Source organism: Erwinia pyrifoliae DSM 12163 (assembly GCF_000026985.1).
Classification (GTDB): Bacteria; Pseudomonadota; Gammaproteobacteria; order Enterobacterales; family Enterobacteriaceae; genus Erwinia; species Erwinia pyrifoliae.
Genome location: NC_017390.1, coordinates 3,473,072 through 3,495,150 on the forward strand (window position 1 = coordinate 3,473,072; position 22,079 = coordinate 3,495,150).

The following is a 22,079-nucleotide window of genomic DNA, read 5'->3' on the forward strand; positions in this document are numbered from 1 at the left end:
CCGGTCGGGGCAGTNCAAAAAGCCCTGTTCCGCCAGTCAGCGTAAAATCGTATCGTCAGTCCACTTCAACCCAGTCACCTCACAGGAAGTACGATCACCTCCGGTCGGGGTCAGAAGCACAGCAGTCGGCCTCCGGTCGGGCAGCGGNCGGCGGCCGGTCGGGTGAGGAAAAACCGCCTCAGGCCACGCCGTTACCGGGCTGAACGCCAGACCGGTCGGGGCAGTNCAAAAAGCCCTGTTCCGCCAGTCAGCGTAAAATCGTATCGTCAGTCCACTTCAACCCAGTCACCTCACAGGACGTGCCGCCATGACCAGACCGAATCCCCCCACCGCAACAGAAAGCCATATCAGCCGGCACGGACAGACGCTGCGGCAGCTGGCGGAAAGCTGGCTGGCGCATCTTGTCGTCGCCGGACGCAGCGCCCGTACGGCGCAGGGCTACGGCGAACGGGTGCNGGCGTTCCTGGCCTGGTGCGAACCGCGCGGGATAACGTATGCGCCACAGGTGAGCCTGGCGGTGCTGGAGGCGTACCAGCGCTGGCTGCAAGGCTACCGCCGGGCGGATGGAAAACAGCTGGTCGTGAACAGCCAACTGCACCGGCTGTCGGCCGTCAGGATGCTGTTCCGCTGGCTGCTGAAGCGCCACCATATCCTGTACAGCCCGGCGGAGCAGCTGGAACTGCCGAAGGAGGAGCGGCGGCTNCCGGCGCAGGTGTTCAGCGAGGCCGAAACGCGGCGGGTGTTGCAGAGCCTGGACGCGGGCACGCCNCCGGGGCTGCGTAANCGTGCCATCCTCGAACTGTTGTGGAGTAGCGGGATCAGGCGCTCGGAGCTGGCCGGGCTGCTGCTGTCAGACGTGGACTTCACGCGTGGCGTGGTCAACGTGCGGCGCGGCAAGGGCGGTAAGGACCGGGTTGTCCCGGTCGGTCACACGGCGCTGATGTGGCTGGNGCGCTATCTGAAGGACGTGCGGCCGCGTCTGGCGCAGCGGTTCGACAGCGGACACCTGTTTATCAGCCATAAGGGGACGGGGCTGGCGCACGGCACCTTAACCGCGATGGCGGGTCGCGCCATCCGCAGCGGGGCGCACCTGAAGAAGGCCGGAGCCTGTCATATCTTCCGCCACNCGATGGCGACACAGATGCTGGAGAACGGCGCNGACACGCGGCATATCCAGGCGATCCTCGGGCATGAGAAGCTGGAGACCACGCAGATCTATACNCGGGTGGCCATCGGTCACTTGCAGAAGGTTCATGCNCACACGCATCCGGCAGAGAAGCGGCGCACGGAGAAGTTAGCGGAGCAGCCGGAGAACGCGGAGCCGGAGGTTAAACCGGAGCCGCCGGACAGGTCGAAAAAGTAGCTCAGACCCTGCAAGGCCGGAGTGAAAGGGGCTGCATGATATAACGCGCAGCCGGAGAACACCGCGCCGGACGTGATGCCGGAGTCGCCGGACGGTCAGCAGAGGTAGCTCAAATCCTGTCAGGCCGCAGGNTGTGGAGTCCGGCAGGCAGTACGGCGAAGAAAGGCTAATCTTCTCCGTCACAGCACGTAAAAAAAGGAGTGATGGAATGCGTGTAATGCTATAATGCATTACAGTTAACTCATTACGGGAGAGACATCATGGCAACATTAAACGTGCGGCTGGATGACAAGCTGAAAAGCAAAGCTTACGCAGTCCTGGATGAACTGGATGTATCACCAACAGAGGCGGTCCGGCTGCTGTTCCAGTATATAGCGGAAAATGAACGTCTGCCGCTGAAAACGCTGACGGTCAGCGATGAAGAGGACGCGCTGCTCAAAACGGTGCGCGAAAGGCTGGCATCGCCACAGAAGGGAATAAGGGTCACGCTGGATGAGCTATGAACTGGTCTTCGATCCCAGAGCCTTAAAAGAGTGGAAAAAACTGGGCGCAACGGTTCGGGAGCAGTTCAAAAAGAAACTGGCGGAAGTGCTGGTAAACCCGAGGGTGGAATCTGCCAGGTTGAGAGAGTACCCGGACTGCTACAAAATAAAGCTGAAATCATCGGGTTATCGTCTGGTATATCAGGTTCAGGATGAACAGCTGGTTGTCTTCGTTGTGGCGACAGGAAAAAGAGAAAGGTTACAGGTGTATCGTGACGCAGGAAAGCGCCTGTAAGTGCGTTATCAAAAGTCGCTCAAATCCTGTCAGGCCGCAGGTTGTGGAGTCCGGCAGAGCGCACCCTCCCTGGTGCGATCTGCCTTCATCACGTTCAGCNTGCGCGGGGGTAAATGGCCGTGCGCCGGGCTTCCGCCGCACCTCTCTCCATAAGCCGGTTCCCGGCTCCCGTCCATTCAACATAACGTGGGGGATTATGCGCACCNTCGCGGCGGGCGGCGGGGCAGCACGGGCGCGGCGGCTCAGGTNCGCATAATCCACGTTATGTCTTGCGCCCCCGCGTTCCTGGCCGGGGCGTGGCCGCCATCCCTGGCGGCGCGAACTTCCTTATCGTCTTCAGCAAACCCCGCAGCGGTTGTCGGCCTTGCGGCCTCCGCTCAAAACAGCTTATGCCCGCCCGGCTGCGTCTGTCCGTAACGGCTCGCAGTCGTTCCTCCTTGCTCGTTCCCGTTCCGGCCAGCTTCCGCTNCCCGCCCCGGCCTGTGGCGGTCATGCAAAACCGTCCGTTCCCTCAACCTTCCGCGTCTCACCGCGCCGCGCACGGCGCTTGCGGGCTTCGCCAGCCCGCNCCCGGCAGACGGCCGTCCACGGCGCAGCGAGCTGCACCGCGTCCNCCCGCCCTGATAATGANCGTCCTTACCTGGCGTTGCAGCAGCGGAAAGCGCTGGTATGATGCTGCGGTGCAGGCGCAGANGCCACGGCCGGGCGGTAGCGTNCGCGGGCAAAAAGGCGCGTCGGGGTCTTCCGGGTTACNCGGCGGCTGAAAAAGTGCATTGCCCGTCTGCCGGAGCCAGTCATCACGCGGGTTGAGGACGCCTTAAAAGTACGATGNCGTCGGGATAGCGCCTGAGACCCGGTGGGGCTGTCGGGTGGGATGAACCTGTATGCTTATGCGCCGAATCCTTTAACGTGGGTCGATCCGCTGGGATTATGTAAGGGAGGGATAGCTAGAGGTGACAATCCATATCAGACACGAGTAGATCCTCGTTTCCCTGGAAGACCTGATCCCGCATTTTCAATAGATTCTCGAACATTTGAATCAGGGATACCTACTTCAAATGGTGGTATAAGAAATAACCAAGAATTTTGGAAGCAATGGACTAATTTGCAGCCTGATTCCTTAAGCAATAGCAATTTATATAGAATACAAGAGCTAGGACTATCACCAAAAATAGATGATGCATGGATAAAAGCATTTCCTGAGCATGTTAATTATAAAGGGGATACAATAATACATCATCATGTTGATTTTGGAGCGTATGCTATACCTGTTCCTGGAAGTACTCATGTCGGAAGTGGTGGTGTTTGGCATACTAAATAAGGGCAAAAGCTATGCTATTAACGATAGATGAAATTGAACTCAAACTAAATGAGAAGTTTTCCAAATTTAATGGGGAAATGGATGATTTAATTTTAAAAAGAAGAACAACCCCGGTGAGCACCCTTAAGATTGCAGAAAGTAATCTTAACGTTAATCTACCAAATGATTTTGTTGGCTTTTTAATGCGTTATGATATAGATAATTTTTCATTGGGTAATATATCTTTTGGCAATGGTAGTGACTATTTAGACAAGATAGCCAGAATAAATAATGATGAGTTCAACCATTGGTGGATTGGTCAGCATAGACCTGATGGAATTATATGTATAGCAATATCAGACCCTTATACTATTTTGCTTAATACTTGTAATGGAAACGTACATGCTATTACAAGTGAGCAAGGTATGGATGGTTGGGCATCAGTAGCCAATAATTTTGAATTGTTTATTAGAGGTGTTGGTTCTCATTTTTTAAAAAAAATGCACAGCATCAGAAATTATTAAATCAACTGGTTCAACTGATAAATTATTTTGGAATAATATATAATTTACATGCCGGGAATATCATGAGTGATATTCCCGGCTTTTATTTTTATACCTCGCGCAGTACGCCGGATATCCCGGCTTTCATCCCCTTAACCACTTGTTTAACCTGATAAAGTTCTTTCCGTAACTCCTGCACCTCGTTGCCCTCAGCGATCAGGATCAGGCACCCCTCCGAGATCTTCACCGTGACGCCCGTTCCGGTATCAAATCCCGCCTCTTTCAGCCAGTCGCCCTTAAGGTGCAGGCTGGGATGCCGCGAATAATACGTGGTCATGCCTGTTTTACTGTTCTGGTGGCGGGCGCTGACATAGCCCACCTGATACTGGCGCTGGGTTTTTGAAATGGTGACTTCTGGCGTAATATTGTGTTCAGCCATGATTAACTACCTCGTTTAGTTGATTATGGTGAGCAGTAATTAAGGGTTGCCGCCCTTAATTACTGCGCTATCTCAATGTTATTACTGTGTTTTTCCAATGACGTTATCGAGGATCTCAGAGACCAGCTTCTGCTTGGTTCGCGGTAGTTGACTGATGATCTCGATCTGCTGTTCCAGACGCGAAGCCGGGCCACGCTTGCCGCTTCTTCCCTGTGCCGATAATCCCAGCAGTTCATCCAGCGACAGGTTCAGGATCTGCGCCAGTTGTGGCAACAGCGCCGCCGAAACCTTCAGCTTCCCGCCCTCGTAATGCGCCATCGTCTGCTGTGCAATCCCCAGCTGTTCGGCCAGCTGCGTCTGTGTCAGCTGCTGTTCTTTGCGTGACTGCGCAATCCTTGCGCCAAGCTGCTTAAAAAACGCTTCGTCTTTAGTGTTCATGGCCTGCTGTAGCTGTCTTGTCGTTAACATTGCCATGATAGTACTCCCTGTTTTAAATAACCCGGTTGACAATACTCTAATACAGGGTACTCTGCAACGGAGTTATTTTTACCCTAACCCTATTGACAGGTTTTTACAGGAGTTCCCGTTATGGCCCGCATCCCGGAAGCAGAGTTACAGCACCTGAAAGCCGCCGTCTCTTTAGCCGCCGTGGTGCAGGCGCAGGGGCGGCAGCTGTTTAAGCGCGGTAAGGATCTGGTGNCGCTGTGCCCGTTCCACGATGAAAAAACGCCCTCCTGTGTCATCTCCCCGGCGAAAAACCTGTATCACTGCTTCGGCTGTGACGCGGGCGGTTCGGTGCTGGACTGGCTGATGCACAGTGAAAANCTCAGTCTGCGTAAGGCGGTGGAGCGGCTGCGGGCGGAGCTGGGAGAGAACCCGGCGCTGGTGCCGCTGGTCGCACAGCCGGACGTGTTCGCCGACGACGAAGCCGGGCGGCAGGCGCTGCTGGAGCGGGTAACCGCGTTTTATCACCAGACGCTGCTGAACGCGCCGGAGGCCNTCGCTTACCTTGAGAAGCGCCGCCTTAACCATCCTGATTTAGTGGCGCAGTTCCGTCCGGGCTTCGCTAACCGCACGCTGGCCTACCGTCTGCCGCCAAAGAAGCTGAAGGACGGCGCGGCGATCCGCGCNCGGCTTCAGGCGCTGGGNATCATGCGTGAAAGCGGTCACGAGCACTTTACCGGCTGNCTGGTGGTGCCGGTGGCCGATCTGCACGGCCNGATCCGCGAGGTCTACGGGCGCAAAATCGACAAGCCGCAGCGCGGCATGCCCGCCCATCTCTATCTGCCGGGGCAGCACGGCGGGGTGTGGAACGAGCAGGCGCTGATCGGNTCAAAGTCGGTGATCCTGTGCGAATCGCTGATCGACGCCATGTCGTTCTGGGTGGCCGGGCAGCGCAACGTGACGGCGGCGTANGGGGTGAACGGCTTTACCGGCGATCACCGTCACGCCTTCGCCCGGCATGAAATAAAACAGGTGCTGATCGCCTTTGATAACGATGCGGCGGGCAACGCGGCGGCGGTCAGACTGGCGNCGGAGCTGGCGGCCATGCAGATCGACGCGTTCCGTATCGTGTTCCCACAGGGGATGGACGCCAACGGTTATCTGTGCCGGGTGGCGGAGCCGGAACNGGAGTTCGGGCTGCTGGCCGGGTCGGCGCAGCCGATGCGCGATGCGGTCACGGTGCCGGTTGCTGAAACGGTCGTGCCGGAAACCCTCCCTTCCTTAGCCGTCGGCCCTTCAGATCCGGGCGTTGTGGTTGAACGCGGCGAAGCGGGCGAGGTGCTTATCGGCCTCGGGGCGCAGCGCTGGCGGGTGCGCGGGCTGGCTCAGGTGAAGCCGGGCGCGGCGGTGATGAAGCTCAGNCTTCAGGTGCTGGATCGGGAAAGCGGCGCGGCGTTCGCCGACTCGCTGGATCTGATCAGCGCCCGCTCACGCTCGGGTTACGTGCGCCAGGCGGCGGCGGAACTGGGGCTGGCGGAGGACGGGCTGCGGCGTTCGCTGGGNAAAGTGCTGCTGGCGCTGGAGAACCTCGCGGCGCAGCCGGAAGCGCAAGAGAGCGGCCCGGAACTGACGGAGGCGCTGGCGCTGCTTAACGATCCCGACCTTAGCAGCAGAATAACCGGCGATCTGGCCGCCTGTGGCGTGGTCGGCGAATCCGGCAACCTGCTGGCCGCCTANCTGGCGGCGACCTCGCGCAGGCTGGAACGACCGCTGGCGGTGCTGATCCAGTCGTCGTCGGCGGCGGGCAAGTCGTCGCTGATGGANGCGGTGCTGAATCTGATGCCGGAAGAGGAGCGCATGCAGTACAGCGCGATGACCGGACAGAGCCTGTTCTACCTCGGGGAAAGCAACCTGCANCACAAGATCCTGGCGATAGCGGAAGANGAAGGGGTACGCCAGGCGGCNTATGCGCTGAAGCTGTTGCAGTCGGACGGNGAACTGACCATNGCCAGCACCGGCAAGGATGATGCCACCGGTAACCTGGTAACAAAGCAGTACAGGGTCAAAGGCCCGGTGATGCTGATGCTCACCACCACNGCGATCGACGTGGACGAGGAGCTGCTGAACCGCTGCCTGGTGCTGACGGTCAACGAGTCNCGCGAACAGACCGAGGCGATCCACGCCATGCAGCGCCAAGGGCAGACGCTGGAAGGGCTGCTGATGACGAGTGAAAAAGCGCACGTCACGCGGCTGCACCAGAACGCGCAGCGGCTGATCAGGCCGCTGAAGGTGGTTAATCCGTATGCTTCCCGGCTGACGTTTATGTCNGACAAAACCCGCACGCGGCGCGACCATATGAAGTATCTGACGCTGATCCAAAGCGTGGCGCTGCTGCACCAGTACCAGCGNGAGGTCAAGACGGTCACGCATCGCGGCGAAGCGCTGGCCTATATCGAGGTGACGCGGGAAGACATCGCGCTGGCGAACCGTCTGGCGCATGAGATCCTCGGGCGCACGCTGGACGAGATGCCGCCGCAGACGCGCAGGCTGCTGATGCTNATCCAGGAGTGGATAAAGGACTGCGGCCAGCCGCGTCACGAATGGCTGTTCACGCGCAAGATGCTGCGTGATGCGCTGCGCTGGGGCGATACGCAGCTGAAAATCCACCTGNCGCGGCTGGTTGAAATGGAGTACCTGCTGCTGCACCGGCGCGGCCTGACGTTCCTGTACGAACTGCTGTTCGACGGGGAAGACGGGGACGGNGCGCACCTGTGCGGGCTGATCGACCCNCAGTACGATCACCTCCGGTCGGGGTCAGAAGCACAGCAGTCGGCCTCCGGTCGGGCAGCGGNCGGCGGCCGGTCGGGTGAGGAAAAACCGCCTCAGGCCACGCCGTTACCGGGCTGAACGCCAGACCGGTCGGGGCAGTNCAAAAAGCCCTGTTCCGCCAGTCAGCGTAAAATCGTATCGTCAGTCCACTTCAACCCAGTCACCTCACAGGAAGTACGATCACCTCCGGTCGGGGTCAGAAGCACAGCAGTCGGCCTCCGNTCGGGCAGCGGTCGGCGGCCGGTCGGGTGAGGAAAAACCGCCTCAGGCCGCAGCACAACAGGGCTGAACGCCAGACCGGTCGGGGCAGTNCAAAAAGCCCTGTTCCGCCAGTCAGTGCAAAATCGTATCGTCAGTCCACTTCAACCCAGTCACCTCACAGGACGTGCCGCCATGACCAGACCCAACCCCCCCACCGCAACGGAAATCCATATCAGCCGGCACGGACAGACGCTGCGGCAGCTGGCGGAAAGCTGGCTGGCGCATCTTGTCGTCGCCGGACGCAGCCCGCGCACGGTGCAGGGCTACCGCGAACGGGTGCGGGCGTTCCTGGCCTGGTGCGAACCACGCGGGATAACGTANGCGCCACAGGTGAGCCTGGCGGTGCTGGAGGCGTACCAGCGCTGGCTGCAAGGCTACCGCCGGGCGGATGGAAAACAGCTGGTCGTGAACAGCCAGCTTGGCGTGTTAACGGCGATAAGAATGCTGTTCCGCTGGCTGCTGCAACGGCATGTGATCCTGTACAACCCCGCCGAACTGCTGGCGCTGCCGAAGGAGGAGCGGCGGCTNCCGGCGCAGGTGTTCAGCGAGGCCGAAACGCGGCGGGTGTTGCAGAGCCTGGACGCGGGCACGCCGCCGGGGNTGCGTAATCGTGCCATCCTCGAACTGTTGTGGAGTAGCGGGATCAGGCGCTCGGAGCTGGCCGGGCTGCTGCTGTCAGACGTGGACTTCACGCGTGGCGTGGTCAACGTGCGGCGCGGCAAGGGCGGTAAGGACCGGGTTGTCCCGGTCGGTCACACGGCGCTGATGTGGCTGGGGCGCTATCTGAAGGACGTGCGGCCACGGCTGGCGCAGCGGTTCGACAGCGGACANCTGTTTATCAGCCATAAGGGGACGGGGCTGGCGCACGGCACCTTAACCGCGATGGCGGGTCGTGCCATCCGTGAGGGTGCGCACCTGAAGAANGCCGGAGCCTGTCATATCTTCCGCCACNCGATGGCGACACAGATGCTGGAGAACGGCGCNGACACGCGGCATATCCAGGCGATCCTCGGGCATGAGAAGCTGGAGACCACGCAGATCTATACNCGGGTGGCCATCGGTCACTTGCAGAAGGTTCATGCNCACACGCATCCGGCAGAGAAGCGGCGCACGGAGAAGTTAGCGGAGCAGCCGGAGAACGCGGAGCCGGAGGTTAAACCGGAGCCGCCGGACAGGTCGAAAAAGTAGCTCAGACCCTGCAAGGCCGGAGTGAAAGGGGCTGCATGATATAACGCGCAGCCGGAGAACACCGCGCCGGACGTGATGCCGGAGTCGCCGGACGGTCAGCAGAGGTAGCTCAAATCCTGTCAGGCCGCAGGTTGTGGAGTCCGGCAGAGCGCACCCTCCCTGGTGCGATCTGCCTTCATCACGTTCAGCNTGCGCGGGGGTAAATGGCCGTGCGCCGGGCTTCCGCCGCACCTCTCTCCATAAGCCGGTTCCCGGCTNCCGTCCNTTCAACATAACGTGGGGGATTATGCGCACCNTCGCGGCGGGCGGCGGGCGGCGGGGCAGCACGGGCGCGGCGGCTCNGGTTCGCACAATCCACGTTATGTCTTGCGCCCCCGCGTTGTAAGGCGTGGCGTGGCCGCCATCCCTGGCGGCGCTGGCTTCTTCCCCGTCTTCGGCAAACCCCTGNCAGTTGTCGGCCTTACGGCCTCCGCTCAAAACAGCTTATGCCCGCCNGGCTGCGTCTGGCTGCACGGGGTCGCGCTGCGCTGCTCCTTCCCCGTTCGCCAGCTTCCGCTGCCCGCCCTGGTTCGTGTTGCCATGCAAAACCCGCCGTTCCCTCAACCTTCCGCGTCTCACAGCGCCGCTCACGGCGCTTGCGGGCCTCGCCAGCCCGCGCCCGGCAGACGGGCGTTCACGGCGCGTCGGGGCACCGGGGTTACGCGGCAGCTGAAAAAGCGCACTGCCCGTCTGGCGGAGCCAGTCACCACGCGGGTTGAGGACGCCTGAAAAGTACGATGGCGTCGGGATAGCGCCCAAGACCCAATTTCTATCCGTGGTGGGATGAACCTGTATGCTTATGCGCCGAATCCGTATGGGTGGGTNGATCCGCTTGGTTTAACGAAATGTTCGCCGAACAAGAAAACGACTTATGAAGGTGTCAGCCGCAGAGATGCATTCAGGCAGGCTAAACGTGATGCTGGCATACCTAATAACCAGCATCCTTCAAAGATTATCAGACCAGAGCTAAGAGATGGTAACGGCAACATAATGATTGGCAAAAATAATCAACCAATCAGGACTAAATAGCTGCGCGGAATAGTAGATCACTTTGAGGGAACTCAGCCCGGATTGTGCGATCTGATCAATCGCCAAATCAAAACAAATCACCAACCGGACTGAGCAATGCCGATCATAGCACCCATTTCCCGTGAAGAACGACGCCTGATGCGAAAAGCTATCCATAAAACGCGCGATAAAAATCATGCCCGCAGGCTGACGGCCATACTGATGTTGCACCGGGGAAACCGTGTCAGCCACGTCGCCAGAACGCTCTGTTGCGCCCGTTCATCCGTCGGGCGCTGGATTAACTGGTTTACGTTGTCCGGTGTTGAAGGTCTGAAATCGTTGCCCGCAGGGCGCTCCCGCCGATGGCCATTTGAGCATATCTGCACTCTGTTACGTGAACTGATAAAGCACTCTCCCGGCGATTTTGGTTATCAGCGTTCACGCTGGAGTACGGAATTGTTGGCTATAAAAATTAAAGACATAACCGGCTGCCGGTTGCATGCAGGAACCGTCCGTCGCTGGTTGCCCGCTGCCGGGCTGGTGTGGCGCAGAGCTGCGCCAACCCTGCGGATCCGTGACCCGCACAAAGATGAAAAGATGGCGGTGATCCGCCAGGCGTTGGACAAATGCAGCGCAGAGCATCCGGTATTTTATGAAGATGAAGTGGATATCCACCTCAATCCAAAAATCGGTGCTGACTGGCAACTGCGCGGGCAGCAAAGACGCGTGGTAACACCGGGTCAAAATGAAAAATATTACCTGGCGGGTGCGCTGCACAGCGGAACGGGCAAAGTCAGTTACGTTGGCGGTAACAGCAAAAGTTCGGTGCTGTTTATCAGCCTGCTTAAGCACCTGAAAGCGAGTTACCGCCGGGCAAAAACGATCACGCTGATTGTCGATAACTATATCATCCACAAAAGCCGTGAAACGCTGAGCTGGCTGAAACAGAATCCAAAGTTCAGGGTGATTTACCAGCCGGTTTACTCGCCGTGGGTCAATCATGTTGAGCGCCTGTGGCAGGCGCTGCACGATACCATTACACGCAATCATCAGTGCCGGTCAATGTGGCAACTGTTGAAAAAAGTACGCCACTTTATGAAAACGGTCAGCCCGTTCCCGGGCGGTAAACACGGACTGGCAAAAGTGGAGCGCTATTAGACGCAGCTATTTAGTGGCCAAATATGAGAAGCAAATTACCGCTATAACTTTGTTGAAGAATGCCGCATATGCACTCGGATTTTCAATCTGCATAATAATATTATCTAACTGCTAAAGGGATTTTATGTCAATAAAAAGTATTTACTCTAACCTAGAAAAGAGTTTGGAAAGAACAATCTCTGATTCAAAGTCAAGGAGGGTTAATGATTCCATGATGGAGTCTGCAATGGATTCAAAGATAGGATCCGAGAGTTCAAAGCGATCTTACAATTTTGTTAAAAGCACAGCTGGGCTTGAAAACTTCTCTCCCAATATGGTCAATCAACACTATGGAGTCAAAGAGCTTGTTAGGCATAAGTTTGGCAAGCAAGGTCGTTTGATGCCAACTTTTGGATGTCATCCTGATTTTGAGGATATGGAAGAAGGTGAATTGAGAAAAGGTTATTCAGTCACATTGTTTATGGATATAATCGGCTCGACAAAGCTAGGAGTCATTTTTCCACCGGAAACTGTATTTAAAATAAAAAATGATATTATTAGATGCGCAATAGAAACTGTTAATTCATTTGATGGGCATGTTCATAGGATTATGGGCGATGCAGTAATGGCATTCTTCAGGAAAGAAAGCCATATAGAACAAGGGCGTATTGCTGACAGTGCCATTGACACCATAAATTGCGCAACGTATTTAATTGAAATGTTTAAGGATGTTGTTATACCAAAGCTTAATGAATTTGGTGTTGATGAAAGCTTAGGAATTAGAATTGGAATTGACTATGGTTCCGACGACCAAGTTGTTTGGGGGAAATATGGTCATATGGAAAGTCAAGAAGTTACTGCAACTTCATTTTTTGTTGACGTTGCGGCAAAATTACAGCAAAAAGCACCTAAGAACTCTATAATGATAGGTGACAGCTTTGTTAAACTAATTGGCTTTGACGAAAATCAATTATCGGTTAAAACTAAAATAAAAGATGGCGTCATTACCCAAATTAAATACCTTTCACCAAACTACAAAGACGCCAATGGTGATCTAGTTAATTACAAGCAATTTGTACTAAAAAATGAAAATTACTACAAACTTTTACCTACTTCAGATAATGAAGATAATTTAGTTATCAAAGCAACTTTGAAGATAAATGAAGACGCTCCCTCAGAAGATGAATATCTCCCATGTTCCAGAGTGATAAAAAAAGGCATGGGGATATCATTTAAAGGTTTATTTTATTCTTTGGACCACTATGAACACCCTGTATTCAAGTTCCGAGTTGTCAATACGGGTGAAGAAGCACTGAAAGAAGAGAACAACGGCAATCATGAATATGATGAAATTGCGAAGTATTCCGACAATAGATATTTTGCTAAACACTGGGAAGATACTGCCTATAAAGGCCTTCATCATATGTATGTTTCATTTTGGGATGGTGGACGTCTGATTCATAATGAAAAGTGCTTCTCAGTTTTTATTGGTGAATAAGTTGCCATCAATATAACAAGCTTACACGTCATCTTATTATATTGATCTGTTAGCTCAAAAGAACATTGCCGTTGCTATTTATCGGCGGCAGTTTTTCGTGTTGAAATTAAAACCCCGTAGAGGTAGTACCGCAGGTAACAAATTTTTATCAAACTTAATCACATGCGAAATAACAACCATCACCGCGGGCTCTATGCCGCCCGCACCCGCAGCCCCGGTATTAGCCTGGCAGCTACACACACCGCTGCCTGACAAATACCGGGGTTCTTCTGCTTATCCCCGCTCGCCGGTTACCCGGTCAATCTCCTTCAGCACCCAGAGCATATCCGTTGCGTCTGGCACACAGATGTTCCAGCGGATACCCGTTCTGTATTCGGATTCACCCGGCCACAGCGTATTNCCGGTGACGGTGACCAGAATATCCAGCGTCTTATCCTGCACGTCAGAGAGATGCACCGCCACGCAGCTGCGCCGGCCAACGCGGTGTGGATAGACCGACAGCAGCACCGGNTTCTCCAGCCGGTTGAGGATTTCACTCTGCAGCTGGTCAAGCGACCGGCGGTCAGACTGGCCAACGGATGCCGTACCCTGCGGCGGCACGGTAAATAACGGAAGCGATCAGCGCCTTGTCAGGCACGACCATCGGCGGTGTCATGGTCAGCTTTTTCATCGTGTCCCCTGTCAGATAACCATACCGCGACTCTCATCAAGACGCCGCGCAACGTGAAAAGCGGCCTCCAGCTCGGAGCAATGGTGTTCATTCATAATCGACCGCCTTTCGGCTTTCTCCTCTTTCTCCGTCACCCCCAGCGCCAGATAGAGGCTCGGTGGTACGGCACGAAACAGCGCCTGCACCTTGCGCGACAGGATCACGCCCTCGGTGTATTTTCTCGGCAGTTTGGTGGCAGACAGCAGCATGGTCTTTTGCTCGTCCGTCAGCGTCTTAAAGCGCGCTATCTGCTCCACCTCGTCAGGCGGCATAACGAGACAAATCCACCACTCCGCCATATTGAGCATCTTTTTCGCCGTATCGGGAAAGTCCGCCAGGTTCTGGGTAAACAGCCACAGCCAGGCACCGAGCTTACGCCACATCTTGACGATCTTGGTGGCGTAAGGCCCCAGCAGCGGGTTGGCGGTGACGATATGCGCTTCATCGATCGGGACAAGGGTTTCTCTGTCGCTGTACTGCTCGCGCTCGGCGATATTGTTAATGGTGTTGAGCAGAGAGATGACGGCCACCGCCATCTGGGCCTCATACCCTTCACGCGCCAGCGTCCCCAGGTCGACGATGGTGACGTCGGCCTCCGGCCACGGCGTGCCGGGACGGTTAAACAGCTCACCTTCAAAGCCTTCGGTAAACATGCGCAGCGCTTCCGACATCTCTTCGGCACGGGCGCGGCGTGCGGGCGTGCGCTTCTCGCGGCCGTCGTCGCCGGTGCTGACATCACGCGCGATATTCTGTAGCGCATACATCAGGTCTTCCGGCAGCATCTGCCGGTCTGCGCCAAAAGCGGTTCTNGCCGCAATCAGTATCGCCTCGCGGATCATGCCGCGATCGGCGCGCGTCATCCGCGCTTCCTCCGCCGCCTCACCGCCGGTGATCATCAGGCGTGCCGCAATCTCCATCTCACCCAGCACGTCACGCTCTTCATCCTTGTCCTCATCGTCTTCATCGATATCCGGCAACGCCTCCTCGCTGACCAGCAGGGCATCCGGCCTGGCCTGCATCAGCAGGTGCGAATCACCGAACGGAGCCAGAGAGATCACCTTGCCGGGCTTGATGCTGACACGGTGCACCGTCAGCCCCAGCGAAGCGCAGTAATCCCCGAACAGGCCGAAGCTGTTGCCCGCCTCCAGCAGGAAGATGCGCGGCCGGTAGATGGCCATCATCTGCGCCAGTTCGCAGAGTGCGGTAGCCGACTTACCGGCACCGGTCGGGCCGAACAGCAGCTTATGTGCATTCTGGGTACGGTCATTTTTATTCAGCGGGTCGACGGAAAGCGGACCGCCGCCACGGTTGAAAAAGGTAAAGCCCGGGTTGCCGGTGCCGGTATCACGGCCATACACCGGTGCCAGGCAGGCAAAGTGCTGAACGAACATCAGGCGCGTATACCAGTGATGGCGATCCTGCTGTGGGTTAAAGCACATGGGCAGCGCGCGCAGGTAGCCGCTGAGTGGGCCGATATCATGCTCCGGATTGACCGGCTCCAGGCCGCAGTTCAGCAGCTTGCTGCTCAGGTCGAGATAGCGTTTGTCGAGGGTTTCCAGATCCCGCGCCTTGATGAGCAGCGAGATGGCCGCACGATAGAGCTTATGCTTGTTCCCGAGGAAGGTTCGTGCGCGGGCGGCATCCTCGCGGGCGCGCAGCGAGTCGACGTTCTCCCCCATCGAGTCGCGGCTCAGACGGGCAAAATTCTCCTCCAGTTTGTCCTGCGGCTGGATAACCAGCGTCAGCGTCAGAACGGTGCCCTGCGGCAGCAGATCCATGATGGCGTTGATGTTGTCGCCGCGCCTGACCTCGCCGGTTAAATGCCCGGTCGAGGGTGCAGTACGCAGACGGGCAACCGGCACCGCCTTATGCGCCACGTCATCAAACCACCAGACGCCCTTCTCCGCATNGCTGCGCGGACGGGTGAACCACAGGCTTTCGCTGAAATCATTGAGCAGCGGCAGATCGCCCGGCGCATCATCGCGGTAGCGGGCGCAGCGATACAGCGTCGCCTTGTCCACCCACTGCGGTTCGGGATTGAACCAGCGCAGCAGCCAGCTGTGGATCTGCTCGCCGTTCTGGCGCTGGCTCTGGATGCCGGCACCGCTTATGGCGGCGGTCAGCCGGTCGCATACCTGATTCAACAGCACTTCCGGAGCCATCGGGTCACGGTACGGCGTTTCCACCCAGCGATAGACCACCATGCGGGTGCGGCGCATCTGCCCGCGCCAGGGGGCTCCGGTCACCGCGTCATCCATAAACAGCCCCTGTTCAACGGCAACGTTTTGCAGGTGACGCGCCTGTTCGCTGAGCCAGGCTTCGGTAAAAGCGGTTCCCTGCGCCCACGGCCTGACGTAGCCCCTGACCTTATCCATATAAGAGGAGAGATCGGATTCGTCCTGACAGTAAAACTGCACCACCCACTGATGGGAGTCNAGCTCCGGCAGGCTGTCCTGCAGCGCGTTTTCCACCACGTCGCGGATCTCGTCCAGTCGCGATGCAGGACGCCCCTCGGTGCCCGTCGGGATAATTTCATACACCGCGCCAACCGACACGCCGTCATCAAGCAGCAGGCACTGGTGTTCCGGGAGGTACTCGCCCCACGGCACATGATCGATAACCGACGGTGCGGTGGCGTACAGTCGCGCTTCGTCGGTGCGCGTCAGGCGTCCGTCGCGGGTCAGGGGTTGATGACCGTTTACGGCAAACGGCCCGTCACCGTACTGGTGTGCGTCCTGCCGCTTCGGCCTGCGGCGGAAAAGAGGGAATGTCATCAGAGATCCTCGGTGCGCTCGCCGGGCAGCGCATATTGCACCTGCCCGTAGAAGGGAAACACGGTGCTGTAGCCCGGCACCGGCGTGTTACCGCCCGCCAGGTGCGGGAATACGTACATCACCATGTCAGGGTTAGGCAGGCGCGGAAACGTCTGCTGGATTTCATTTTGCTGGCTGCGGCTGTANCTGTCGCGCGTCTGCTGTGCCAGCGTGCGCTCGCTGTCCGCAACCGGCCTGCGCAGCGTGGTGCGGCTTTCCGTCGTGGCGTGGCTGGACGATGCGCCGTTATTCCACAGCTCCAGCATCGAGCTGTCGCCGGCGGGCAGCATCTCATCTTTAGAGGTACTGCAACCCGCCAGCAACAGCACCATGACGACCAGAAGGTTATGCCTGCGCATCCTGAGATTATCGTTGTCGTACATCATTATCCCCATCAGTCCATGCCCGTGCCGCTACCGGCCAGGCTGAAGTCATATTTCACCTTGCGGCCCTTCTCTTCATAATCGATCGCCAGCTGGCGCGTGATATGCAGCGCCACCTTCTGGCCGGGNGGTACGTAGATGGCGTCGAAAGTCTGGCCGTAGCGCGCCTTAACCCAGTCAACGGTTTCACGCATGCCGCCGGAAAACGCCTTACCCANTACGGCCTGGCCTGCATCGCCGGTCAGGCTGGAGGTGACGCCGCCGTAGCCGTTGGTCTGGGTGGTATTCTGGTTCTGCGCCAGCGCGTCNCCGGCCGCGCCGGCGGCGGCAAGCGCCGCGATGGTCGGCAGATAGGTGGAGGCGTTGCTTTTACGCGTACCGGAAATGCAGGGGATACCGTTGTCNTCCGACAGCCAGCCGATGCTGCTGTTATTGCCGTTGCCGCCCTGGCCGTTCTGATTAGCGCCGCTGCCGTTCTGCCCGTTCGGTGACGGCACGGTACGCACGGTGCCGTCAGTAAAGACAAAGGTGATGCTGGTGATCGCACCGCGTACGCAGGACAGCGTCCAGTCGCCGGTCGCCGTCCCCGANACGATGGCTCCCTGCACGTCGGGCAGCTCGATGCCGTTGGCCGTCAGGTTGTCTTTGCCGACCATCACCTTGAAGGGATAAGGATCGGTCACCTTGCCGTCAACCGGCACGCGCCCCAGCAGCGCCGTCATGGCCTGACTGCCAACCAGCGTGGCGTTCTCCGGCAGGGTATAGACGGGATCAGTCGCCTTTTCGGCTTCAGACAACGTTTTCTGCACGGCGGAGGTCGCCGCATTAACCGTCTTGCCGGCATCACTGACATCNTCAAAGGTGCTGGCAAAAGCAAAGCCGGTGGCGTTATTGCCGTTGCTGCCCGACACCGGACGGCCGCTGGCGTCGGTCGGGATACCGTCTTTCGGCTCGACCCACTGCATGCCGTCTGCCGGTGGCGTACTGGCGCTCACGCCAGAGCCGTTGTCATAACCCATACCGACCGGGATATCACTGCCGGAAATGCTGTTTTTAGCGACCATTGCTGCACCGGAAGCGCCGTTTTGAAGCTGTTCCATCAGCCTGTCGACCTGGGTGCTCAGATCGTTAACCTGGGCGCTGAGCTGTGAGCGCTTTTGCGCCTCTTCGGCGCGGGCATTGTCCACCACCTGGCTTATCTGCCGATCCACGTTGCCGTTGGTTTTTTTCAGCGCCTTGTTCTCATCGCTGAGCTTTTTATTNTCATCCGCAATCCCGTCGAGACGCTCCTGTACCTTGCGAAAATTACCCACGATGGTGCGCAGCGTGTCCTGAGGCGTATCTCCCTCAATGCCCAGCGCTTTCAGGTCTTCCGGCGTCAGATCCTTTAGCGCCACGTTGCTGGTTTTCTGCCCGCCGGCTGTCTGGCTGCTGCTTTCAGCACAGGATTTGACGCCGAGCACGATAGCGCCGGTCAGCACCAGCGGAACGGCTACTTTCACCAACAGATTCGAAGATGGCGCTTTCATTATTTCGCTCTCCTGCTGCTTTTAACCGCCGGTTCGGCAATAAACGCGCTTTCCGCACGGCCCGCCGTCACCAGATACAGCACCGTGGTGTCCTCCGGCGTGCCAGAGCTGCCCAGCCAGCGGTGCTGAAAGGTGGCGGTGACAAACTGCCCTTCCAGCACGCGCGGGTCGAGAATAACCTTGTCAGCGGCGCGGTTACGCACCTGCAGCGCAATAACGCTACTGCCCTGCAGGCTCCAGGCCGCCATCGGCGTCACGCTCACCGCTTCGGACGGCATCAGCGTGGTGATGGCAGACGGCAGCTTCAGGGAGACGGGGCTGATACCCGGCACCGCTTCCACCGTGCGCAGCGGGCCGTACATGTTCTGCGCCGCATAACGGGTCAGCACCACGGGCAGCGGGGCGTTAAGCTTTGCCGGCTTACGGCTGGCCTGCGCATCATCCGAAGGTGGCTGGCGTGCGCTGCCGTCGCCGCTGACCGTCTGTTTATCACTGGCGCTGGCGTTAGCCACCTCACCGTCACAGACGATCTTTACCGGCTCGCGCGTGGCTTTGCCGGGTTCAGCGCTGACGTCGAGCAGAATGATTTCACCGTTTTCCTTGTTCTGTAGCTCAAGGCGCGTCACCGCAAACGCCTCGCTGGCGGCGAGATAGACCACGCCACCGCTGCTTTGAATACGCAGCTTATTATTCAGGACGGACGGGAAGCCCACGCGCACATTTTTGTTCACAAAGACGATGCGCTCCTGACCGACCGTTAACGGGATCTGTAGTGGAATACGTTCCCACTTCATCAGCTCTACCGCCCGTGCTGCGCCTGACGTCAGCAGCAGGGCCAGCAGTATCAGTGTGATTTTTTTCAATTGAATGCTCCCGACTTTTTCTCCGCTTCCGGCAGCGGCATGGCCTCCAGCCGTTGCGGCGTGGCGGCATAGCAGTCCAGCGCCAGGCCGAAAGGATTACGCTCCGCATCGCCCTCCCAGCGCACCACCTTCAGCGGATAGCGCACCAGCGCCCGTTTCACCGGTTCGGTGTGGTAATACTCGTCGGCCGCCAGATCCAGCCGGACGATCCAGTTGTCCTGGCCGATAATGGTGACGCTGCGGCTGCTGTAGCCGCGCCGTGGGATTTCATACACCACGCGCACGCGGTCGCGCAGCTCGTCGCTGTTCTTACGCATCTCCGCGTCTTTGTTGAGAAAGTCCTGGCAGGACGGCGTCAGGTAGGCGCTCATCTGCGCAATCTTCGCCGGGTAGTCCATCTCGCCATTTTTCGGCCACGCGTTGAGCTGCTGGAAGATATAAAAGGCAAAGCTGTACACCGTTGACGGCGGCACCTCCCACCATTTACGGGTACTGCCGGAGCGCAGATCGGGCGGGTTATGGATGGTCAGCTCAGACGGCGCGCGCATCCAGCCAAGACTGGTGAATAACAGGCCGCTAAACAGCAGCACGCAGGCGATGCGCAGCGAGAAAATAGGGTTGTCGCGCGCGGTCATCCCGTTGCGAAAACGGCTCATACCTGACCTCCGCGCTTCACCGGCGCGCCGCGTTTCATCTCCCACACGCGGCTGTCGAGGATCATCGAGCGCGACAGCCGGGCGCGGCAGCGCAGCTCCTCCATGCGCTGCCAGATATAGTTCTCCGGCTTGCCGCGCTTGTAGCCGGCAATCCAGCCGCCGCCGAGAAACACCACAACCAGCGGCGTCAGCAGCATGCAGGTGGGGAATGCCAGCCAGCCGATAAACGGCACCAGCGACAGCGGCACGGCCAGCGGAAGGCCGGCCAGAATGCCGGTAACGGCCGCCAGCAAAAACTCACCGGAGGTGAACCCTTTCCACACCACAGGGGGGTTGTTCAGTCTGTCAGGAAGAAAGTCGATGACGGCCATGAAAACTCCTTAAATGATGTCGGCAGCTTTGGTGGCCAGATAGATAACCAGCAGGATGAGGCCGATACCGACCACCAGATAGAGCAGAAACTCGGTCCAGGAGCCCTTGCCGCGACGGATATCATGGAAGGAAGTGATCACCGCGTGAGCCACGGCGAGAAAAGCAGCCACGCAGACCAGCAGGCCGAGCGCCAGACCGCCCATTTTGATGTAGCCCATCACGGTGTTATAGGTGCCGCCACCGCCGCCGGTGGTCGGCTGTTCAACAGAGGGCAGATCTGCCATGACCTGCCCGCCCCAGAGCAGCCCCGGCAGCAGCAGAAGCCTGGCACGTAGCAGCGCCGCACGGTATAGCGTAACGAATTTCATAACGGTGTCCTTTCAGTGGAAGAAGAGAAACAAGGTCAGGAGGATAAGCACCACCAGACGTATCAGCAGCTCGTTGAACTGGCGGAACGTCACGGCTTTGCTGGCCAGCCCACGATAGGCCTGCACCATCGCCCAGGCGGCAAACAGCAACAGGACAATGGCCAGGGAGCCAAGAATCAGCGTATTGAGCTGCGCGGGCGTCAGGCTGCTGCCGGTGCCGGCACTCCAGCCGGAGAGCTGGGCTGCGTTCATCGCCATGACGGCTCCTCGCCACGGTACTGGCCGCTAACCGCAGCAGAACGAGATGAGGGCTGGGCGCGTGACGGTTCGAGGTAAGTGGAAATCCCCTGCCTGATGGTGGTGATATCGCGTGTCGCCTGCTGATAGTCGAAATAAAAGCGGGCGTCCTGATTCTGGTTGGCCACCACGCGGGCGCGGTCAAGGCTGGCCTGCACCTGGTCCAGCTGACGCATGACCAGCGCCAGCTCGTCTTTCTCAGAGGCCTGGCACGGCATCACAGACATTGCTGACATCATCAGCAGCAAAAGAAGGGGTTTGGTGTATCGCACAGGCGGCTCTCCCGGGTAACTGATGGTCGGGAGAGTGACGTAAAGCCGCAGGGCTTACAGCAGTAAATTGTTTATGGGTCTGCAAAAATAAAAGCGGTTAGTTGCAGGATTAGGGCAGGAGATACACCGGGGCTATAACGATCAGGACTGAACATCCAGCCATTTGCCAGCTTCAGCCGAGCAGATAAGCAGATCTATGGTTATCGCAGCATGAGGGGCGCTGAGATCGTCAGGAAAGTAGCGCTGAAAGTTAATGTCTTTAGGATTGATATTGAATTGCTCTGAGTATTTAACCAACAGTTCATAGGCATCTTCGGGCAACATCCTGAAATCATCATTGAGGTCTGTTTCTCTTCTCAATACTGGCCGTTTGCCGCTGAATAATCCTGGGCCATTGTATGTTTCAACCAGTTCAAATACGGCTTTTTCAATGTTATCTTTTACCATACCTTGTCTTCCTTTTTGGCTATCCTGTTGTATTTATTCATTGTTTTCCACATAATCAGACTAATATCTGACGCCACGATTGCCCAGCCAACAACAGGAACCATTCTGCCTATCGCCGCTGCCAGATTGTTAGTAGTGCGAACTTTAACTTTAAAGGGGTTTGGTCCTCCGACCAGAGTGGGGATCGGACGAGGCAGGGTAAAATCTTTAATATATTTTCTCGCCCACAGTGAGGCGCGGGAAGTGCCAAATGTGGCACCGCCAAGTTTGCCAGGCACATAAATATTGTTATCGCCTGCCAGTAACAATGCCGCTGCGGCAAGATTGGTTGGCGAAGAGACTGGACCGACGAAATGCTCCGCTGTTGTATCCACGGCTATCCAGAAGAAGAGTTCACCGGGAGAAAGGTTAGAGAATCCTCCATAGAAATAGCCATTAATTTGCTCTGTGGTATCCATCTGTTACCCCTTAAATTACCGGTTTATCATTACCTTGCAAACTAATAACCATTTCTTCATTCTCTGGTCAAGGACAACATTCCTAATATGAGTGGGCAGGAGATGTTTAAACAGATTAATGTTCCA

Annotated in this window: 22 protein-coding genes and 2 pseudogenes; 10 read left to right on the top strand and 14 right to left on the bottom strand. The window is 57.5% G+C overall.

Annotated elements, in window-relative coordinates; all coding sequences use genetic code 11:
• Positions 1–307 precede the first annotated feature (307 nt).
• The 5 genes from xerC (EPYR_RS15880) (at position 308) to EPYR_RS15895 (ending at position 3,964) form a co-directional block, all read left to right on the top strand.
• Entirely contained in the window at positions 308–1,363 is a 1,056-nt protein-coding gene (gene xerC, locus EPYR_RS15880) for a site-specific tyrosine recombinase XerC (RefSeq protein ID WP_014539513.1), read from the top strand.
• 260 nt (positions 1,364–1,623) lie between these two features.
• Positions 1,624–1,866, top strand: a complete 243-nt coding sequence (locus EPYR_RS15885; RefSeq protein WP_012669378.1) for a type II toxin-antitoxin system RelB/DinJ family antitoxin — start codon at positions 1,624–1,626, stop codon at positions 1,864–1,866.
• On the top strand, positions 1,856–2,140 hold the full coding sequence (locus EPYR_RS15890) for a type II toxin-antitoxin system RelE family toxin (RefSeq protein ID WP_012669379.1): 285 nt from the start codon (positions 1,856–1,858) through the stop codon (positions 2,138–2,140). The genes EPYR_RS15885 and EPYR_RS15890 overlap by 11 nt, the downstream gene beginning before the upstream one ends.
• Positions 2,141–3,014: 874 nt before the next feature.
• A complete protein-coding gene (locus EPYR_RS20045) occupies positions 3,015–3,461 on the top strand; it encodes a hypothetical protein (RefSeq protein WP_012669388.1) in 447 nt (148 codons plus the stop codon).
• 11 nt (positions 3,462–3,472) lie between these two features.
• Complete coding sequence (locus tag EPYR_RS15895; RefSeq protein WP_231844229.1) at positions 3,473–3,964, top strand: SMI1/KNR4 family protein; 492 nt, start codon at positions 3,473–3,475, stop codon at positions 3,962–3,964.
• An 88-nt stretch (positions 3,965–4,052) separates the two neighbouring features.
• Here the strand turns inward: EPYR_RS15895 and EPYR_RS15900 are convergent, their stop codons facing one another.
• The gene (locus tag EPYR_RS15900) at positions 4,053–4,382 is read right to left on the bottom strand and encodes a SymE family type I addiction module toxin (protein ID WP_012669390.1); all 330 of its coding nucleotides are present in this window, start codon (positions 4,380–4,382) and stop codon (positions 4,053–4,055) included.
• Positions 4,383–4,463: 81 nt separating this feature from the next.
• Positions 4,464–4,856 carry a helix-turn-helix domain-containing protein gene (locus tag EPYR_RS15905; RefSeq protein WP_012669391.1) on the bottom strand — a complete coding sequence of 131 codons (393 nt, stop codon included), beginning with the start codon at positions 4,854–4,856 and terminating at the stop codon, positions 4,464–4,466.
• Between the two features lie 114 nt (positions 4,857–4,970).
• Between EPYR_RS15905 and EPYR_RS15910 the strand changes: the two genes are divergently transcribed.
• The 5 genes and pseudogenes from EPYR_RS15910 (at position 4,971) to EPYR_RS15930 (ending at position 12,786) form a co-directional block, all read left to right on the top strand.
• Positions 4,971–7,733 (top strand): CHC2 zinc finger domain-containing protein, encoded by a 2,763-nt coding sequence (locus EPYR_RS15910; protein WP_014539515.1) that lies wholly within the window; start codon positions 4,971–4,973, stop codon positions 7,731–7,733.
• 315 nt (positions 7,734–8,048) lie between these two features.
• On the top strand, positions 8,049–9,104 hold the full coding sequence (gene xerC / locus EPYR_RS15915) for a site-specific tyrosine recombinase XerC (RefSeq protein ID WP_014539516.1): 1,056 nt from the start codon (positions 8,049–8,051) through the stop codon (positions 9,102–9,104).
• 783 nt (positions 9,105–9,887) lie between these two features.
• Positions 9,888–10,169, top strand: a pseudogene (locus EPYR_RS21580) (RHS repeat-associated core domain-containing protein); the annotation flags it as partial.
• Positions 10,170–10,268: 99 nt separating this feature from the next.
• On the top strand, positions 10,269–11,309 hold the full coding sequence (locus EPYR_RS15925) for an IS630 family transposase (protein WP_012666458.1): 1,041 nt from the start codon (positions 10,269–10,271) through the stop codon (positions 11,307–11,309).
• A 226-nt stretch (positions 11,310–11,535) separates the two neighbouring features.
• A complete protein-coding gene (locus EPYR_RS15930; protein WP_231839702.1) occupies positions 11,536–12,786 on the top strand; it encodes an adenylate/guanylate cyclase domain-containing protein in 1,251 nt (416 codons plus the stop codon).
• Positions 12,787–13,059: 273 nt separating this feature from the next.
• Here the strand turns inward: EPYR_RS15930 and EPYR_RS15935 are convergent.
• From EPYR_RS15935 to EPYR_RS15990, 12 genes and pseudogenes are all read right to left on the bottom strand, one after another.
• Positions 13,060–13,456 (bottom strand): annotated as a pseudogene (locus EPYR_RS15935) (hypothetical protein).
• Between the two features lie 11 nt (positions 13,457–13,467).
• Positions 13,468–16,269, bottom strand: coding sequence for a conjugative transfer ATPase (locus tag EPYR_RS15940; protein WP_014539448.1), 2,802 nt, complete (start codon positions 16,267–16,269; stop codon positions 13,468–13,470).
• Positions 16,269–16,667 carry a TIGR03751 family conjugal transfer lipoprotein gene (locus EPYR_RS15945; RefSeq protein ID WP_041474206.1) on the bottom strand — a complete coding sequence of 133 codons (399 nt, stop codon included), beginning with the start codon at positions 16,665–16,667 and terminating at the stop codon, positions 16,269–16,271. The genes EPYR_RS15940 and EPYR_RS15945 overlap by 1 nt, the downstream gene beginning before the upstream one ends.
• 35 nt (positions 16,668–16,702) lie before the next feature.
• Positions 16,703–18,220 carry a TIGR03752 family integrating conjugative element protein gene (locus tag EPYR_RS15950; protein ID WP_014539520.1) on the bottom strand — a complete coding sequence of 506 codons (1,518 nt, stop codon included), beginning with the start codon at positions 18,218–18,220 and terminating at the stop codon, positions 16,703–16,705.
• Complete coding sequence (locus EPYR_RS15955; RefSeq protein ID WP_012669263.1) at positions 18,220–19,083, bottom strand: TIGR03749 family integrating conjugative element protein; 864 nt, start codon at positions 19,081–19,083, stop codon at positions 18,220–18,222. The genes EPYR_RS15950 and EPYR_RS15955 overlap by 1 nt, the downstream gene beginning before the upstream one ends.
• Positions 19,080–19,739, bottom strand: coding sequence for a PFL_4703 family integrating conjugative element protein (locus tag EPYR_RS15960; protein WP_012669264.1), 660 nt, complete (start codon positions 19,737–19,739; stop codon positions 19,080–19,082). The genes EPYR_RS15955 and EPYR_RS15960 overlap by 4 nt, the downstream gene beginning before the upstream one ends.
• A complete protein-coding gene (locus EPYR_RS15965) occupies positions 19,736–20,110 on the bottom strand; it encodes a TIGR03750 family conjugal transfer protein (protein WP_012669265.1) in 375 nt (124 codons plus the stop codon). Before EPYR_RS15965 ends, EPYR_RS15960 begins: the two co-directional genes overlap by 4 nt.
• Before the next feature lie 9 nt (positions 20,111–20,119).
• Positions 20,120–20,479, bottom strand: coding sequence for a TIGR03745 family integrating conjugative element membrane protein (locus EPYR_RS15970; RefSeq protein WP_012669266.1), 360 nt, complete (start codon positions 20,477–20,479; stop codon positions 20,120–20,122).
• Positions 20,480–20,491: 12 nt separating this feature from the next.
• Positions 20,492–20,737 carry a TIGR03758 family integrating conjugative element protein gene (locus EPYR_RS15975; protein WP_004168502.1) on the bottom strand — a complete coding sequence of 82 codons (246 nt, stop codon included), beginning with the start codon at positions 20,735–20,737 and terminating at the stop codon, positions 20,492–20,494.
• The gene (locus tag EPYR_RS15980) at positions 20,728–21,048 is read right to left on the bottom strand and encodes an integrative conjugative element protein, RAQPRD family (RefSeq protein WP_004168501.1); all 321 of its coding nucleotides are present in this window, start codon (positions 21,046–21,048) and stop codon (positions 20,728–20,730) included. The genes EPYR_RS15975 and EPYR_RS15980 overlap by 10 nt, the downstream gene beginning before the upstream one ends.
• A 141-nt stretch (positions 21,049–21,189) precedes the next feature.
• The gene (locus tag EPYR_RS15985; RefSeq protein WP_012669403.1) at positions 21,190–21,495 is read right to left on the bottom strand and encodes a DUF1493 family protein; all 306 of its coding nucleotides are present in this window, start codon (positions 21,493–21,495) and stop codon (positions 21,190–21,192) included.
• Positions 21,489–21,953 (bottom strand): STM2901 family protein, encoded by a 465-nt coding sequence (locus tag EPYR_RS15990; RefSeq protein WP_012669404.1) that lies wholly within the window; start codon positions 21,951–21,953, stop codon positions 21,489–21,491. Before EPYR_RS15990 ends, EPYR_RS15985 begins: the two co-directional genes overlap by 7 nt.
• Positions 21,954–22,079 lie beyond the last annotated feature (126 nt).